This window comes from Paraburkholderia sp. USG1 (assembly GCF_031570135.1).
In the GTDB taxonomy this organism is placed as follows: domain Bacteria; phylum Pseudomonadota; class Gammaproteobacteria; order Burkholderiales; family Burkholderiaceae; genus Paraburkholderia; species Paraburkholderia dioscoreae.
Map to the genome: position 1 here is coordinate 214,769 of NZ_JAMWXW010000009.1, position 15,685 is coordinate 230,453.

Sequence of the window (15,685 nt, forward strand, 5' to 3'; positions counted from 1 at the left end):
CCGGCTTGTCACACTCTCCCGCTCATTCCGAGCAGAACGTTTCCTGCAGATGACGCCACGTCACCTTACCGTGCGCGTCGAGATCCATCACCGCCGTGGAGCGCCGCACATTCGCGTTGCCGGTGTTGTCGCGCTGATACTCGCGATATTTCACCACCGCCCCTGACGGATATTCGGCAACGATCTCCTTGTCGCGGATGCTGATTTGCGAGCCTGGACGCGCGCCGCGCAGCTTCGAGAATGTCTCACGCAAGCCGGCGTGATCCAGTGCGATGCCTGACGTCATGACCAGCGTGAATTGCGGAGCGAAGCGCGCCATGATTCGTTGCAGCGCGCCTTCATCCGCGGAGCCGTCGAACAGGGCCGCGAGTTCGACGTGGATCTCGTCGAGTTCCTTGAAGTAGGGATTGCTGTTATTCATGATCTGATCTCGCCCCGCCGCCCTGCTTTATTTCTTCTTCTGGATGAACTCGATCTTGTAGCCGTCCGGATCCGTGACGAAAGCGATCACGGTCGTGCCGTGCTTCATCGGGCCGGCTTCGCGCACGACCGTGCCGCCTTGTGCCTTGATTCTGTCACATGCGGCGTAGGCGTCGTCCACTTCGACGGCGAGGTGGCCGAAACCGGTGCCGAGGTCGTAAGAAGGCGTGTCCCAGTTGTGGGTGAGTTCGAGCACGGTGCCGTCGCGCTCATCTTCGTAACCGACGAATGCCAGCGTGAATTTGCCGTCCGGATAGTCGTCGCGGCGCAGCAGTTTCATGCCGAGCAGTTCGGTGTAAAAGGCAATCGAGCGATCCAGGTCGCCGACCCGGAGCATGGTGTGAAGCAGGCGCATTGTGCACTCCCTGTTGCGTGATAGCGAGACCGTAAATGTACCCGGAATCACGCGCCGCTGCAGAGCGTGCCAAACGGAAAGCCGTACTCAGAACTGATGCCGCACGCCTGCCATCAACCCGATCTGCGAGCCCTTTTGCGCAAGCCCGACGCCGTTGACGCCCTGCAGTTGCGCACCGATCAGATCGCCGCGATAGATCGAATAGTCGCCTTCCAGATAGATATCGGTGCGTCTGGACAGGTTGTAGTCCGCCACCAGTTGGTACTGCCAGGCGGAGCCGTCCTGCGCCGCCGTTTTGCCGTCCTGCAGCGTACGCCAGATGTTCGCGGCAAAGTGCCACTTGTTACTGACCTGTTGCGTGATGCCGCCCATGATCATGCGGCGCCGCGCAAAGTCCGTGTACTTGAGGGCCGCCAGCACGGGCGCGGTGAACGGCCCGTTGGCGAAATTCGAAAAGCCCGCATCGTTCTGATTGACGATGTAGCCGGCGGAAAAGCGCGTGAGATTCCACGTGTACGCGCCGCCGAAGGTCCACGTCTTCGCGGCCGCGCCGTTGACGGAATCTTTCGACTCTTCATACGCGCCGCCCAGGCTGAACGGACCGCCTTCCGGTTTATAAGCCGCGGCCGCGCCGATCTGGCTGCCGTAGGAATTCCCCGCATTGCCGCCGAATGCGTAACCGGCCGCGAACGTGAAACCGTTATATTTCGCCTGATACTGCACCTGGTTGCTGGTCCAGATGCCACCCGTCATCGTCACTTCAGGTTGAAAGCTGAAGTCGTACGGGATCCAGGAATTGCTGCCGTAACCGGCCACCGTGACGCCTTCGATCACGACGTTGTACTGACGACCGAGAATGATCTGGCCGTAGGAATCCGAACGCACGCCGACCTGCGCTTCATTGAAGAACGGCAGCGTGGGATCGCTTTGGCCGCTGTTGATATAGATGCGATTTTCGAGTTTGAAGAAGGTAGACCATCCGCCGCCCAGATCCTCGACGCCCTTCAGTCCCCAGCGGCTCTGCGTCATGCCGCCGTTGCCGAGTCCGATCGACGAGTCGCCGGCCTTGTTGGCGTGAGTCAGATAGCGCACACTCTCGTCGACCACGCCGTACAGCGTCACGCTGGATTGCGCGTGCGCCATCTGACACCCCAACGACGCCAACGCCGCAGGCACTGCCGCCGCGGCCCACCTGCCTACGTTCTTCATCGCTTTTCCTCGTACAGGCTCCGCATTGCGCGGATTTGGGTTCGTCTGCCGTGGCGGATCCCTCAGCGAAACCGGCACGCTGCTGTCCGCCTATACTTCGCATTCTTCGTACTGAGAAGCCTTGCACCGCACCGGATGCAGCCGGTACGAATATCCTGACGAAACGTTTGTGGCTGAACCTTAGCGCGAAACGGCAAGAGTGCGAAATTAGTCTGACGGTGTGTTGCGCGGGTGTTGTGAAATCAGCAAAAAACTTGCTGCCTGTAAGAAGCACGCGTAGGCGGTGGGGTCATCGGTTGGCGAGGTGGACAGGTTTGCTATCGTACGACCTGTTCCCGATCCGACTCCGTCCAATGAGCACCTCTGCACTGCCCGCACGCCGCGCCCCGGATAGCGTCGCCATCCTCCTGATGATCGGCCTGTGCGCGATCTGGGGTCTCCAGCAAGTCGCGATCAAAAGCACCAACGTGGCGCTGCCACCGGTTTTTCAGGCCGGCCTGCGCTCGGCGATCGCGGCACTGCTCGTATGGGGCTGGGCGCGCTCACGCGGCACGCCGCTCTTTCGCGACGACGGCACCCTTGGCGCCGGCCTGCTCGCGGGCGTGCTGTTCGCCAGCGAGTTCGTGTGCATTTTTCTCGGCCTGACGCTGACCAGCGCGTCGCGCATGGCGGTCTTTCTGTACACCGCGCCGTGCTTCACGGCGCTTGGCCTGCACTGGTTCGTCGACGGCGAGCGCATGCGGCGCATTCAGTGGCTCGGCATCTTCGTGGCGTTCGCGGGTATGGCGCTCGCATTCGCGGACGGCTTCCTGCATGGCCACGCCGCGCAAGGGTCGGTATTCACGGGTGTCGCCGGCGACGTGCTCGGCGTGCTGGCCGGCATTGCGTGGGCCGCGACCACCGTGGTGGTGCGCGCCACGCGCCTCGCTCATTCGAGCGCCAGCAAGACGCTGTTCTACCAACTGACAGTCTCGGCGGCGGTCCTGCTCGCGCTTGCACTCGCACTCGGCCAGGCGCGCGTGGAAACCGTCACGCCGCTGGCGGTGGTGAGCCTCGCGTATCAAGCCGTGGTGGTGGCGTTCGTCAGCTATCTGGTGTGGTTCTGGTTGCTGACGCGCTATATCGCGTCGCGCCTGTCGGTGTTCTCGTTCCTCACGCCGCTGTTCGGCGTGACCTTCGGCGTGCTGCTGCTCGGCGAGTCGTTCAGTCTGCGTTTTCTGATGGCCGCGGTGCTGGTGCTGGCCGGCATTGCGCTGGTCAACGCGCCGGCAAAGCGGGTGACGATTTAGGGCCGCGCCGAAACGGGTAACAAATTCGGGCACCGCCACAGCGGTGGACGACTTCGAGCGCCAGCGTGTCAAAGCTGCCAGTTCGGAGTTCAACCCTCGGCGCCCACCGCTCAAGCCTTGTTGGCCGCCACGATCTGTGCGACGCGCACGTATTCCGACACCGGAACGTCTTCGGCGCGGCGCTGCAAGTCGAAGCCCAGCCCTTCGAAATCAACCGAATCGCGATATGCGGCGAGCGTGTTACGCAGCATCTTGCGGCGCTGCGAGAATGCGGCCGTCACCAGTTCGCCGAGCACGCGCTCGTCGACGGCCGGCAGTTCATGCAATTCGTACGGGATCATCCGCACGATCGCCGAATCGACTTTCGGCGGCGGGTTGAACGCTTCGGGCGGCACGTCGAGTTGCTTGTCGATCACGTAGCGGTATTGCAGCATCACCGAGAGACGGCTGAACGCCTTGGTGCCCGGCTCCGCCACCATCCGCTCGACCACTTCGTTCTGCAGCATGAAGTGCTGATCGATCACGCAATGCGCGAACGCCGTCAGATGAAACAGCAGCGGGCTCGAAATGTTGTACGGCAGATTGCCGACAATGCGCAGCGACGCCTTGTCGCCGGGCGCGGCCAGCGAACCGAAGTCGAATGCGAGCGCGTCGCCCGCATGCAGTTCGAGCAGGTCGCCGAATTTCGTCTTCAGGCGGCCGATCAGATCGCGATCCAGTTCGACGGCGTGCAACGGCGCTTCCGGCGTCGCCAGACGCTCGATCAGCGGTTCGGTGAGCGCGCCGAGGCCCGGCCCGATCTCGACCATGCGCTCGCCGCGCTGCGGCCGGATGACGTCGACGATCGAATCGATCACGCCCATGTCGACCAGAAAATTCTGACCGAAACGCTTGCGCGCGATATGACCTTGGTGCCGGCCCTGTTGCTGTCTGCTGGTGGACATCGAAGAAACGCTAAGAAAGAGAACTGCTTGAGAAAAAGAACCTGCTGCTCGATGCGCTTTGTGGCACGAACGCGCCGTGCCACACCCGCCCAGCGGCAGCGGCAGCGGCAGCGGCAGCGGCAGCGTACACGGTAAAAAACGCGCAACGAACCCACAAGGAGTTGCGCCGCCGCGGCGCCGATTCAGCCCGCGCGGCGATGCTGCGCCATCGACACCGCCGTATCGATCGCGGCGATCAGGCTGCCCGCATCGGCGCGGCCCGTGCCGGCCAGATCGAGCGCGGTACCGTGATCGACCGAGGTGCGGATGATCGGCAAGCCGAGCGTGATATTGATGCCTTCGCCGAAGGTGGCGTACTTCAACACCGGCAGACCCTGATCGTGGAACATGGCCAGCACGCAGTCGGCCTGCTCCAGGTAACGCGGCTGGAACAGCGTGTCGGCCGGATACGGGCCGCGCGCGTCGATGCCTTGAGCATCCGCGAGCTTCAGCGCGGGCGTGATGACCTCGATTTCCTCGCGGCCCAGATAACCGTTTTCGCCCGCGTGCGGGTTCAGCCCGGTCACGAGAATACGTGGCGCCGGCAAACCGAAATGGTGCCGCAAATCGTGATCGATAATGCGCAGCGTCTCGAGAATGCCTTCGATCGACAGCGCGGCGGAAACATCCTTGAGCGGCAGATGCGTGGTTGCCAGCGCGACGCGCAACGGGCGCTTGCCGGTGCCGGCCAGCATCATTACCACGCGCGGTGTATGCGTGCGCTCGGCCAGATATTCGGTGTGGCCGGTGAACGGCACCCCGGCATCGTTGATGGTGCTCTTTTGCAGCGGCGCGGTCACGATCGCGTCGAAGGTGCCGGCCACCGCTCCGTCTATCGCGCTGTCGAGCAGATCGAGCACGTAGCGGCCATTGGCCGCGTTCAGCTTGCCCGCGACCGCAGGCGCCGCAAGCGGCCGGTGTTGCAGGCGCACGCGCTTGCCGTCCGCCACCAGCGCGCTCCAATCGACACCCACGGCGCGCGCGCGTTCGGCCAGCAGGTCCGCGTCGCCCAGCACGATGAACTGCGCGTGGGGCCAATGCGCCGCCGCGCCGGCGAGTGCCTGCGCCGTCAGTTCGGGGCCGACGCCGGCGGGCTCGCCGGTCGTGATCGCGATCTGCAACGGTGGGCGGGCGGACTGGGCAGCGGTTGTCATGACGGTTATTGCGTGCTGGACAGCGTGGGCTTCACTTCTACGTATGCGGTGTCGCGCAATTCGCGCAACCAGTCGGCGTAGGCCTGTTCCGCCTTGCGCTGGCCGATGGCCTGGCGCGCCAGATCCATCTGCTGCGCGACCGAGCCTTCGGATTCACGGCGGCCCAGCACCTGAATCAGATGGTAGCCATATTCGCTGCGGACCGGGTCGCTGATCTGGCCGTCCTGCAGGCTGTTCATGGCGCGCTCGAATTCCGGCACCGTCTCGCCCGGGCTGATCCAGCCGAGGTCACCGCCTTGCGACGACGAACCGTCTTGCGAGTAAGTGTGCGCGAATTTGGCGAAGTCGCCGCCCGCGGCGATCTCGTTCTTGATTTCGAGCAGCTTCTGACGCGCTTGCGGCTCCGACATGCCGTCGCCGACGCGCAGCAGAATGTGACGCACGTGCGTTTGCACGAGCTTCGGCGCATCCGAGCTGGTGCCCTGGCCCGTGCGGCGATCGACCAGACGCACGATTTCGAAACCGTCGTTGGTGCGGATCAGATCCGGATTGATCTCGCCCGGACGCAGTGTCGACGCAGCCTTGACGAATTCAGGCGGCAGTTTGGACGGCGAAACGAAACCCGTATCGCCGCCCTTCGATGCATCCGGCGCTTGCGAATTCGACTTCGCCAGCTTTTCGAAGTTGGCGCCGCCCTTGGCTTCGGCGAGCAATGCCTGAGCCTTCCGCTGTGCCGCTTCGATATCGGTTTCCGACGCGTTCAGCGGCGCCTTCAGGAAAATGTGCTGCAGATGCAGGTCGCTCGTCAGGCCGGCGTTCGGGCCGCGCTGGCTGGCAATGTAGTTCGCGACTTCGGCGTCCGAGACCGTGACCTTGCTATCCACTTCCTTCTCGCGCAGGCGCGAGAGCGTGAGTTCGGTCCGCGCGTCGCTGGTGAACGTGCTCCAGGGCACGCCTTGCGCCTCGATCCGCGAGCGGTACACGTCGAGTGTCAGGTTGTTCGCCGCGGCAAGCCGTTCGAGCGTTTTTTGCACGGTGGCGTCGTCGATATTGATGCCGTCTTCTTTCGCCTTCTGCAACTGGATGCGTTCCAGCACCATCTGGTTGAGCACCTGCTGGCGCAGCTGGTCCATTGGCGGAACCGGCGCGTTCTGCTGGTTCAGGCGGCGGGTAATCAGGCCCATGCGTTCGTCGAGTTCCCGCCGCGTGATGACACCGTTGTTGACCACTGCGGCAATGGTGTCGACCGTCTGGCCGCTACTGCCGGAGAGCGCCTGCGCCTGCACCGGCGCAACCGACAGGAAAGACGCCGCGGCCGCAAGACCGGCCGCAAGCGTTGCCAAGCGAAGCTTTTTCATGATTGCCACAGATACTCCAATGATGTCGGGCGCGCCTGGCCCGTCTTTTCGCACTTTATAAATGATCGGGCGAGCGTCATTCGTAATTGGTGAAACGCGATTCCGGCGGCGGTGGCGGCGGCAACGGCGTATAACCCGCCACGCTGCTGCGGAATGCGGTCATCAGCCCGTTGTCGACGCTCGACAAGCCCTTGAACGTCAACTGCGCGAGAAACCGCGTGCTCGACTGATTCTGCCCCGACGTGTTCAGGCCGTTCGCATAGCGCTGAATCCCGGCGCCGAGCGTCCAGCAGTCCGCGTCGTACTGCAGGCCGATCAGGCCGTCGACGATCCGATGCCCGCCCAGGTCGTAATTGAAGCGGCCGACCCCGTACACCCGGTGCGTGAGCGGCCATTGGCCCGAAATCAGCACCTGATTGATCGGCGTGTTGTCCAGCGTGGTGTTCGCGCGGGTGTAGCGATACGCGACGTTGATCACCTTGCCGGTGGCCGGACTGAACCCGAAGCCGATGCTCGTCTTCACCAACTGGTTGTTGTCGGCATTATATTGGAACGCCGTTTCCGAAGCGAAACCGGCGCCGAGCTTGAAGGACGCACCCGCGATCAGGTCCGAATGCGTGGCCTGCGCACTGGTTTGAGTCGATTGCAGCGTGACCCGCTGATCCTGGAAGTAGTACTGCTGCGCGATCACGAAACGCGCCCGTTCGTCGCCCGTGGCCGCGTCGATGAAACGCGTGGTGAGGGCGGCCGTCAGGCGGTTCGCGTCGGCGATCCGGTCGTTGCCGACGAAGGTGTTCGGCGTGAAGATTTCCGCCAGCCCGAAGTCCGAATCGGCGGTGTCGAACAGCGGGGCCGACTGCTGGTTGCGATACGGCGTGTACACGTAGTACAGGCGCGGTTCGAGCGTCTGGATGTAATCCTGACCGAAGATCCGCACCGAGCGGTCGAAGATCAGTCCCGTATCGAAGGAGAGCGTCGGGATCGATTCGGTAAAGTTTTTCGGCGTGCCGGCCGCCGCGTCCGCGGCGCTCAGGTGGTTCAGGTTGTACGACGCAAAGTGCCATTGCACCTTCGGCGTGACGAAGTAACCCGGCCCGACCACCGAATACGAAAGGTACGGGTTGAACATCACCCGCTGACCCTGAGTCATGTCCGCGGTGGTGATGCGGAAATTCGAGTAGTCGGCTTCCGCGCCGTAGTCGAAGCCGCCGACGTTGTACTTCGCGTACTTCACGTTCAACTGCGGCTCGCGGCCGTACGGCGCCACGGACGGCGTGAGCGTCTGCCAGTGCTGTTCGCGCGCGAGCACCGACCACGGGCCGTTGTTGTAGGTCAACCCGGCTTCCTGTTGATACAGGAGCTGGGTGCCGTTCATGAACTGGTTGACCGACGACGACAGGTCTTCCGGATAGGTGTTGTCCGAGACCTTGTTGTAGTAGATGTAGCCGCCGAACCCGTTGCCGAAGTTCTGGTTGTGCTGGATGTACAGCGCGTAGCGGTTGGTCTTGGTCAGATGGTCGTCCGGCAGGAATTCGCCGGTGATCGAGCCGGAATACGTGGGCGACAGATAGCGGAACGTGGACTGCAACTGCACACCGCGCTTGGAGATCAGACGTGGCGTCAGCGTCAGATCGCGATTCGGCGCGATGTTGAAGTAATACGGCACCGACAGTTCGAAGCCGTTCGACGAACTCAGCGAGAACGTGGGCGGCAGAACCCCGCTGCGCCGTTCACCCGAGAGCGGGAACGACAGCCAGGGCGAGGCGAAGACCGGCACGCCCTGGAAGAACAGCACGCCGTTGTGCGCGACGCCTTCGTCCGCGCCGGTGTCGAAATCGAACTCGCTGCCCTTGATGTACCAGGCTGGATCGTCCGCGCACGCACAGGCCGTGTACGTGCCCTTCGTGAAGACCGAACGCTCGTTGTCGAGCAGATCGACGCGCTCCGCGCTGCCCGAGCCGCCCGTCACGTTGAAGTGGTACTTCGGCGCGGTCATGAAGCCTTCGCTCGAATCCACGCGCATATGCGCTTCGGGCCCGACGAACGAGTTGCCGTTGTTGACCACGTGGACCGAGCCGTACGCGTCGGCCATGTCCGTGTCTTCGTCGTAATGCAGCGCGTCGGCCTTGATGACGACCGTATTGCGGCGCACCTCGGCCGAGCCCTTGGCGGCCATGTCCTGGTCGGTGGTGCCGCTCGTCGTGTCGCCGAGCACGAACGTGGCCGGCTTCTGGCCCGGCTGCAGCGGACGTTCTTCGAGCTGCGGAGCGAGCTGCATGCCCCAAGGCGCGTCGATCGGTTGCGGCTGCGCAGCTTCCCCCACCAGCTGGGCGTGCGCAAGCGCGGGCATCAGGCCCGGAGCGGCGATCAACGCCGCGACGAGCCGCCTTTTGCGCGGCACTACGGCACAAGAGGGAATCGTTTGGGAAAGCTGTCTAGGCGGCATGTATCGTTTGGCGAATCGGCTCGTCCGTCAGCTTCTGCAGTCACGGTCCACCGCCTGCACACCCCGACCGTGACAGTCGGCTGCACATCAATATTTACAATCTGTAGAACGATGAGGCGGGCGGTAAAGCGGAATACGCGAAAGCCGGCGTGAGCCGCGTCAAAAAAGTCGTGGGGTATTATATGGCAAGACGTTGCCCCTCTGAATTTGCCGCCGGTTTTCATGACGCTGCCCCCACTCCAAGACTCTCCCGACACCCGTCTCGAACTGCTCAAAGCCTGGCTGCAAGGCCACGCGGCGCGCTATGCGCTCGAGCTCGACACCCTCGTTCCGGCTTCGTCCGACGCCAGTTTCCGCCGCTATTTCCGGCTCGCCGGTAAGGCGGCGGAAGGCGAAAGCGTCGGCACGCTGATCGCCGTCGACGCCCCGCCGCCCGAAAAGTGCCGCGAATTCGTGCAGGTCGCGCAATTGCTCGAAGCCGCCGGCGTGCACGTGCCGCGCGTGCTGGAGGTCGATTTCGAGGCCGGCTTCATGCTCGTCACGGATCTGGGCGCCGCTTCGTACCTCGGCGCGCTGACCGAAGCGCAAAACCGGGATGACCCGCGCCGCGCCCGCACGCTGATGCGCGACGCGCTCGACGCGCTGATCCGCTGGCAACTCACCTCGCGCGAAGGCGTGCTGCCGCCCTTCGACGAAGCCTTCCTGCGCCGTGAGATGGAGTTGATGCCGGAGTGGTTTCTCGGCCGGCATCTGGGCCGCGAGGCCGACGAAAAGACCCGTGGCGTGCTGGACCGCACGTTCGCGCTGCTGATCGCGAGCGCCCGCGCGCAGCCGCAGGTGTTCATGCTGCGCGACTTCATGCCGCGCAACCTGATGGTCGCCGCCGAGCCTGCGCCGGTCAACCCGGGCGTGCTGGACTTCCAGGACGCGGTGTACGGCCCGATCACCTACGACGTCGCCTCCCTGTTGCGCGACGCGTTCCTGAGCTGGGACGAAGAGTTCGAGCTGGATTGCTTCGTGTACTACTGGGAGCGGGCAAAAAAGGCCGGTCTGCCGGTCGATCCCGATTTCGGCGAGTTCTACCGCCAGGTCGAATGGATGGGTCTGCAACGGCACATCAAGGTGCTGGGCCTGTTTTGCCGGATCAACTACCGCGACGGCAAACCGCACTACATGAAGGATCTGCCGCGTTTCATCGGCTATGCGCGCAAGGTCGCCGAACGCTATGCGCCGCTGCGTCCGTTCGCGAGGCTGCTCGACGATCTCGAAGGCCGCGCGAATGAAGTCGGCTACACCTTCTGACCGATGACGATGCACCTGAAGAAAGCGATGATTTTCGCCGCGGGCCGCGGCGAGCGCATGCGTCCGTTGACCGACACGCGTCCCAAGCCTTTGCTCGAAGTGGGCGGCAAGCCGCTGATCGTCTGGCAGATCGAACGGCTCGCGCTGGCGGGCTTTCGTACCATTGTGATCAACCACGCGTGGCTCGGCGAGCAGATCGAAGCCACGCTCGGCGACGGCTCGCGCTGGCAGGTGGCGTTGCGCTACTCGCCCGAGCGCGAGGCGCTGGAGACGGCGGGCGGCATCGTGCAGGCGTTGCCGCTGCTCGAAGATAACGGAGCGAGCGAAGTGTTCGTCGCGGTGAGCGGAGACGTGTACGCGGACTTCGATTACGCCACGTTGAATGCGCGTGCAAGGAAGCTCGCCGCGTTGCCCGAGCCGGGCATGCATCTCGTGATGGTGCCCAATCCGGCGTTCCATCCGGAAGGCGACTTCGGTCTGGCTGAAGGCGCGCTGTCGCTCGAGACCCAGCCGCGCTTCACGTTCGGCAACATCGGTCTTTACGACACCCGCATGTTCCGCGATCTGCCGCGCGGCACGCGGCGCGCGCTGACGCCGTATTACCGCGAGACGATTGCACGCGGTCTGGCGAGCGGCGAGTTGTACGAAGGCTTGTGGGAGAACGTCGGCACGCCCGCGCAGTTGGGGGAGTTGGATCAGCGCTTGCGCACGGCAGGAGCCGGGAGCTAGGCGTGGGGTGCCCGGCGCTCAAGGCTCGAGCCTCGGCGTCCGGCGTCCGGCGTCCGGCGTCCGGCGTCCGGCGTCCGGCGCCTGAGTTTAACGCCGCACCGATTACCACGCGACCACCCAAAAATCGCCGCACCAGTCTATCGCCCAACGTCTCCCGCGCCGACCGTTTCCGCCGACTCCGGCGCCTCGGTCGCGCGCTGCTGCTGCAAAGCCCACATCTGCGCGAACAGCCCGTTCGCGCGCAACAGTTCGGCATGCGTGCCGCGCTCGACGATCCGTCCTTTGTCCATCACGATGATCTGCTGCGCATGCACGACCGTCGAAAGCCGGTGCGCGATGATCAGCGTGGTGCGCTCGCGGGCGATCTGATCCAGCTCGTGCTGAATGGCGCGCTCGGAACGCGAATCGAGCGCGGAAGTCGCTTCGTCGAACAGCAGAATGGGCGGATTCTTGAGGAGGGTCCGCGCAATCGCCACGCGCTGCTTCTCACCGCCGGACAACTTCAGGCCACGCTCGCCGACCGGCGTCTCATAGCCCTTCGGCAACCCCTCGATGAACTCGTGAATATGCGCCGCACGCGCCGCCGCTATCACTTCGTCGCGTGACGCCGAGGGGCGCCCGTAAGCGATGTTGTAATAGATCGAGTCGTTGAACAGCACCGTGTCCTGCGGCACGATCCCGATCGAAGCGCGCAGCGAATCCTGCGTGACGTCACGAATATCCTGACCGTCGATCATGATCGCGCCGCCCGTCGCGCGGTCCAGATCGTAGAAGCGGAACATCAGCCGCGCGAGGGTCGATTTGCCCGAGCCGCTATGGCCGACCACCGCCGTCGTGGTGCCCGCCGCAATGGTGAAGCTCACGTCGTGCAGAATCTGGCGTGCCGGTTCATACGCGAAGTTCACATGCTCGAAGCGCACCTGCGCGCCGCTCACGCGCAGCGCGGGCGCGCCTTCCAGGTCGGGCACTTCCTGCGCCGCGCCGAGCAGCGTGAACATGCGGTCCATATCGGTGAGACTCTGCTTCAACTCGCGATACACCACGCCGAGAAAATTCAGCGGAATATAAAGCTGCAGCATGAAGGTGTTGATCAGCACCAGATCGCCGAGCGTGAGACGCCCGGCCATCACGCCTTGCGTGGCGCGCCACAGAATGAACACGAGCCCGGTGCCGATGATCGCCTGCTGGCCGAAGTTCAGCGCCGACAGTGAGCGCTGCGACTTGATCGCCGCCGTGCGATAGCGCTTCAGGTTTTCGTCGTAACGGCTCGCTTCCCACTCTTCGTTGCCGAAGTACTTGACCGTCTCGTAGTTCAGCAGCGAATCGATCGCGCGTGAATTCGCCTTCGAATCGAGATCGTTCATGGTGCGGCGAAAATGCGTGCGCCACTCCGTGACCTTCACCGTGAAAACGATATACACCGCGAGCGCGATGAACGTGACCACCGCGTAATACGCCTCGTATTTGACGACGAAAAAGCCGAGCACGAGCCCGACTTCGACGAGCGTCGGCAGAATGCTGTACAGCGAATACGAGATCAGTTGCGTGATGCCGCGCGTGCCGCGCTCGATATCGCGCGACATGCCGCCGGTCTGCCGTTCGAGATGAAAGCGCAGCGACAGCGCATGCAGATGGCGGAACACTTTCAGCGCCAGTTGCCGCACCGCGCTTTCGGTCACCTTCGAAAACAGAATCTCGCGCAGTTCGGTGAATAGCGACGTGGACAGCCGCACCACCGCATACGCGACCACCATCAGGCCGACGCCGCCCAGCAGAACGATGCCCGGCGAATCGTTGGTGCGGCCGAGTGCGGTGAGATGCTGCACCGAGGCGAGGCTGTCGACGATCCGCTTCATGACGATCGGCACACCCAGGTTGGCAACCTTCGCGCCGATCAGGCAGCTCAGCGCGAAGCCGACCCGCCATTTATACGTGGCGAGATACGGCAGCAGCGACAGAATCGTCTGCCAGTCGTTGCGCGGCTGGGTGGAGATCGGGGAGAGTTCGGACGAGGGCGTGCGGCGCATGGGATCGGCTGGGGGAGAGTGTGGAAGTGCCGGAGTTCGCAGCGGCGCGCCGACCGCGGCATGCCGGCCCGGCACACTGCATTTTGTCGCGCGACCCGGCTGGGCGCTTTCCCGTACAATTCCTGATCTTTCTATTGTCGCAGAAGCCGGCTGGCGCCGCTTTTCATGGGTTGTCCCGCCGTGGGTGGCACGTTGGCCGCGCGGTTCGTGCCGTACCGTTGTCGTGAATTGCCCCGCCTGCTGGTCCAGCCGACCGAACCAACACGTTTCTCAAGGGTGCCCCGATGACCGATCTTCTTCAACTCCCGCCAAAGCACTGCGCGCTGCGCGTGGTGCCGCAGCCCTCGGATGCGAACGTCCACGGCGACGTGTTCGGCGGCTGGATCATGGCGCAAGTGGACATTGCCGGCTCGATTCCGGCAAGCCGCCGTGCCAACGGGCGGGTGGCGACCATCGCGGTCAATTCGTTCGTGTTCAAGCAGCCGGTGTTCGTCGGCGATCTGCTGAGCTTTTACGCGGATATCGTCAAGACGGGCAATACGTCGGTCACCGTCGAGGTCGAGGTCTACGCGCAACGCATGAGCCTCACCGAAGACCTCGTGAAAGTCACCGAAGCCACCCTGACCTATGTCGCCACGGACAGCGACCGGCGTCCGCGCGCGCTGCCGGTGCTGGATTGAGCGGCTCGCGGTAAACGAAAAACGAGGCGCTCAGGCGCCTCGTTGTGTTTCGGCTTCGGCTTCGGCTTCGGCTTCGGCTTCGGCTTCGGCTTCGGCTTCGGCTTCGGCTTCGGCTTCGGCTTCGGCTTCGGCTTCTTCGGCGCTATGCCTTACTGACTCGCCGCCGTGCCGATTCCCGCCTTCTTCTGCGCGTTCTGAATGTCGCTCGGATAGTTCGGATCGTTACGCGACGGCTGATAGCCGTTGGCCTCCAACTTTTTCAACTCGGCGTTTTTCTTCGCCCGCGCCTGTTTGCGCGCGGCTTTGCGCTGAGCCTTGGTGCTCGGAGCAGCCTTCGATGCGGCCGACGGAATGGCCGCGTCAGAATCGCTCCCCGCCGGGCCACCGCCGCCGCTTTGCGCAAACGCCGGCGCAGCACACGCCACGCTCAGTACAACCAATGCCAGCAACACAGACAGTTTCTTTGCAGGTGACGACGTCATTGTTCTCTCCAGTCGGATTGGCGAATAGTCGACAGCGAAACGCCCATGACCCGGTGCGAGCAGCGAAAAGCGGGCGCAACGCCACGTGAATCGGTGCTTCGTGGTTCCCAGCGCAGTCTGAGATGGGAACCACGAATATATCCGACCGAAGCGTTTTTCGAAAAACGGTTTATGCGAACCGGCACGGGCTACCCCGCACGAATCGCCGTCACAGGTGCGCTGCCGTTGCGCAGATAGGCGTCGACCTCACCTTCTATCCACTGCGCGAAATGCGCCTGCGCGGCATTGAGGATTTCGCGTTGCTGCCACACCAGCCAGTACGGATAAGGGTACGGCACCCGAATATCGGTGATCTGCAGCAGTTCGCCCCGCGCGAGCGCATACGCGACGAGACTGCGCCGTTCGAGCGCGACGCCCTGGCCTTGCAGCACGGCGGCGATCACGAGATTCGAATCGTTCGCCGACAACACCACGGCACCTTCGGCCGGCTCTGCCACCTGTGCCGCCTGACACCAGTCATGCCACGGTGTATCGGGACTCGAAATCAGCGGACAGGCCATCACGTCCCGGGCGGTGACGGGAAGGCGCCCATCTGGCGCGAGCGCGAAATGCGGCGCCGCGACCACCACCATCTCGTCGTCGAACAGCTTCTGTTGCGCGACGTCGGGCCAATGCCCCTGGCCCATGCGAATGCCGATATCGCTCACGCCCTGGCGGAAGTCCTCGACCTGCAAACTCGTCAGCAAGCGGATCCGGTAGTACGGATGCGCGTCGCGAAAGCCGGCGAGACGCGGCACGAGCCAATGCTGAGCGAACGACGGCAAGGTCGTGATCACCAGTTCGCTCTCGTGCGGTCGCGCCTGCGCGCGGCGCGTGGCATGCGTGATATCGCGCAGCGCCATGCGGATGTCGAGCGCGTAAAGCCGGCCCTCCTCGGTCAGCCGCAGCCCGCGCGCCTCGCGCATGAACAGTGCGACACCCATCGACTCTTCCAGCACCTTGATCTGCTGGCTCACCGCCGAGTGCGTAACATGCAGCTCGCGCGCCGCCTGCGTCACGCCGCCCAGGCGGGCGACGGCCTCGAAGCAGCGCAGCGCGGTCAAAGGCGGGATCGGTTTCATGTAAGAAATTCTGACGTAAATCGTCGTTAATTGTCGCTTTTTTTGATGTACGGAGATGCTTAATCTATCG

At 63.7% G+C, this 15,685-nt stretch carries 14 protein-coding genes; 4 read left to right on the top strand and 10 right to left on the bottom strand.

Going from position 1 to position 15,685, the window contains the following annotated elements; all coding sequences use genetic code 11:
• Nucleotides 1-22: 22 nt before the first annotated feature.
• The 3 genes from NE850_RS14805 to NE850_RS14815 all read right to left on the bottom strand — a co-directional run bounded on the left by NE850_RS14805 (nt 23) and on the right by NE850_RS14815 (nt 2,044).
• Nucleotides 23-421, bottom strand: a complete 399-nt coding sequence (locus NE850_RS14805; RefSeq protein ID WP_310698888.1) for a hypothetical protein — start codon at nt 419-421, stop codon at nt 23-25.
• A 27-nt stretch (nt 422-448) separates the two neighbouring features.
• On the bottom strand, nt 449-835 hold the full coding sequence (gloA, locus tag NE850_RS14810) for a lactoylglutathione lyase (protein ID WP_007179314.1): 387 nt from the start codon (nt 833-835) through the stop codon (nt 449-451).
• A gap of 87 nt (nt 836-922) precedes the next feature.
• Nucleotides 923-2,044, bottom strand: coding sequence for a porin (locus NE850_RS14815; protein WP_007179315.1), 1,122 nt, complete (start codon nt 2,042-2,044; stop codon nt 923-925).
• A gap of 353 nt (nt 2,045-2,397) precedes the next feature.
• Here NE850_RS14815 and NE850_RS14820 point away from each other — a divergent pair, with 353 nt between their 5' ends.
• Entirely contained in the window at nt 2,398-3,333 is a 936-nt protein-coding gene (locus NE850_RS14820) for a DMT family transporter (protein ID WP_007179316.1), read from the top strand.
• Nucleotides 3,334-3,443: 110 nt separating this feature from the next.
• Here the strand turns inward: NE850_RS14820 and rsmA are convergent, their stop codons facing one another.
• The 4 genes from rsmA to NE850_RS14840 all read right to left on the bottom strand — a co-directional run bounded on the left by rsmA (nt 3,444) and on the right by NE850_RS14840 (nt 9,274).
• A complete protein-coding gene (rsmA, locus tag NE850_RS14825; protein ID WP_007179317.1) occupies nt 3,444-4,277 on the bottom strand; it encodes a 16S rRNA (adenine(1518)-N(6)/adenine(1519)-N(6))-dimethyltransferase RsmA in 834 nt (277 codons plus the stop codon).
• A gap of 182 nt (nt 4,278-4,459) precedes the next feature.
• Nucleotides 4,460-5,470 (bottom strand): 4-hydroxythreonine-4-phosphate dehydrogenase PdxA, encoded by a 1,011-nt coding sequence (gene pdxA, locus NE850_RS14830; protein ID WP_007179318.1) that lies wholly within the window; start codon nt 5,468-5,470, stop codon nt 4,460-4,462.
• Between the two features lie 5 nt (nt 5,471-5,475).
• A complete protein-coding gene (locus NE850_RS14835; protein WP_007179319.1) occupies nt 5,476-6,837 on the bottom strand; it encodes a peptidylprolyl isomerase in 1,362 nt (453 codons plus the stop codon).
• A gap of 67 nt (nt 6,838-6,904) precedes the next feature.
• The gene (locus NE850_RS14840; protein ID WP_007179320.1) at nt 6,905-9,274 is read right to left on the bottom strand and encodes an LPS-assembly protein LptD; all 2,370 of its coding nucleotides are present in this window, start codon (nt 9,272-9,274) and stop codon (nt 6,905-6,907) included.
• Nucleotides 9,275-9,496: 222 nt separating this feature from the next.
• On the opposite strand from NE850_RS14840, the gene NE850_RS14845 reads away from it, so the two are divergent.
• Together NE850_RS14845 and murU are read left to right on the top strand one after the other, a co-directional pair.
• The gene (locus tag NE850_RS14845) at nt 9,497-10,576 is read left to right on the top strand and encodes an aminoglycoside phosphotransferase family protein (protein WP_007179321.1); all 1,080 of its coding nucleotides are present in this window, start codon (nt 9,497-9,499) and stop codon (nt 10,574-10,576) included.
• A gap of 3 nt (nt 10,577-10,579) precedes the next feature.
• Nucleotides 10,580-11,305 carry an N-acetylmuramate alpha-1-phosphate uridylyltransferase MurU gene (gene murU / locus NE850_RS14850; RefSeq protein WP_007179322.1) on the top strand — a complete coding sequence of 242 codons (726 nt, stop codon included), beginning with the start codon at nt 10,580-10,582 and terminating at the stop codon, nt 11,303-11,305.
• A 137-nt stretch (nt 11,306-11,442) separates the two neighbouring features.
• Here murU and NE850_RS14855 read toward each other — a convergent pair whose 3' ends face one another.
• Nucleotides 11,443-13,332, bottom strand: a complete 1,890-nt coding sequence (locus NE850_RS14855; protein WP_007179323.1) for an ABC transporter ATP-binding protein/permease — start codon at nt 13,330-13,332, stop codon at nt 11,443-11,445.
• Between the two features lie 284 nt (nt 13,333-13,616).
• On the opposite strand from NE850_RS14855, the gene NE850_RS14860 reads away from it, so the two are divergent.
• Complete coding sequence (locus tag NE850_RS14860) at nt 13,617-14,012, top strand: acyl-CoA thioesterase (RefSeq protein ID WP_007179324.1); 396 nt, start codon at nt 13,617-13,619, stop codon at nt 14,010-14,012.
• A gap of 149 nt (nt 14,013-14,161) precedes the next feature.
• On the opposite strand, the gene NE850_RS14865 is transcribed toward NE850_RS14860, so the two are convergent.
• Both NE850_RS14865 and NE850_RS14870 read right to left on the bottom strand, forming a co-directional pair.
• On the bottom strand, nt 14,162-14,494 hold the full coding sequence (locus tag NE850_RS14865; protein ID WP_007179325.1) for a DUF4148 domain-containing protein: 333 nt from the start codon (nt 14,492-14,494) through the stop codon (nt 14,162-14,164).
• A gap of 188 nt (nt 14,495-14,682) precedes the next feature.
• Nucleotides 14,683-15,615 carry a LysR substrate-binding domain-containing protein gene (locus tag NE850_RS14870; RefSeq protein WP_007179326.1) on the bottom strand — a complete coding sequence of 311 codons (933 nt, stop codon included), beginning with the start codon at nt 15,613-15,615 and terminating at the stop codon, nt 14,683-14,685.
• Nucleotides 15,616-15,685 lie beyond the last annotated feature (70 nt).

Coding starts and splice junctions, on each gene's coding strand:
- NE850_RS14860 (WP_007179324.1), top strand. CDS start 13,617: ATGACCGATCTTCTTCAACTCCCGCCAAAGCACTGCGCGCTGCGCGTG.
- murU (WP_007179322.1), top strand. CDS start 10,580: ATGACGATGCACCTGAAGAAAGCGATGATTTTCGCCGCGGGCCGCGGC.
- pdxA (WP_007179318.1), bottom strand. CDS start 5,470: ATGACAACCGCTGCCCAGTCCGCCCGCCCACCGTTGCAGATCGCGATC.
- gloA (WP_007179314.1), bottom strand. CDS start 835: ATGCGCCTGCTTCACACCATGCTCCGGGTCGGCGACCTGGATCGCTCG.
- NE850_RS14820 (WP_007179316.1), top strand. CDS start 2,398: ATGAGCACCTCTGCACTGCCCGCACGCCGCGCCCCGGATAGCGTCGCC.
- NE850_RS14805 (WP_310698888.1), bottom strand. CDS start 421: ATGAATAACAGCAATCCCTACTTCAAGGAACTCGACGAGATCCACGTC.
- rsmA (WP_007179317.1), bottom strand. CDS start 4,277: ATGTCCACCAGCAGACAGCAACAGGGCCGGCACCAAGGTCATATCGCG.
- NE850_RS14815 (WP_007179315.1), bottom strand. CDS start 2,044: ATGAAGAACGTAGGCAGGTGGGCCGCGGCGGCAGTGCCTGCGGCGTTG.
- NE850_RS14845 (WP_007179321.1), top strand. CDS start 9,497: ATGACGCTGCCCCCACTCCAAGACTCTCCCGACACCCGTCTCGAACTG.
- NE850_RS14865 (WP_007179325.1), bottom strand. CDS start 14,494: ATGACGTCGTCACCTGCAAAGAAACTGTCTGTGTTGCTGGCATTGGTT.
- NE850_RS14840 (WP_007179320.1), bottom strand. CDS start 9,274: ATGCCGCCTAGACAGCTTTCCCAAACGATTCCCTCTTGTGCCGTAGTG.
- NE850_RS14870 (WP_007179326.1), bottom strand. CDS start 15,615: ATGAAACCGATCCCGCCTTTGACCGCGCTGCGCTGCTTCGAGGCCGTC.
- NE850_RS14855 (WP_007179323.1), bottom strand. CDS start 13,332: ATGCGCCGCACGCCCTCGTCCGAACTCTCCCCGATCTCCACCCAGCCG.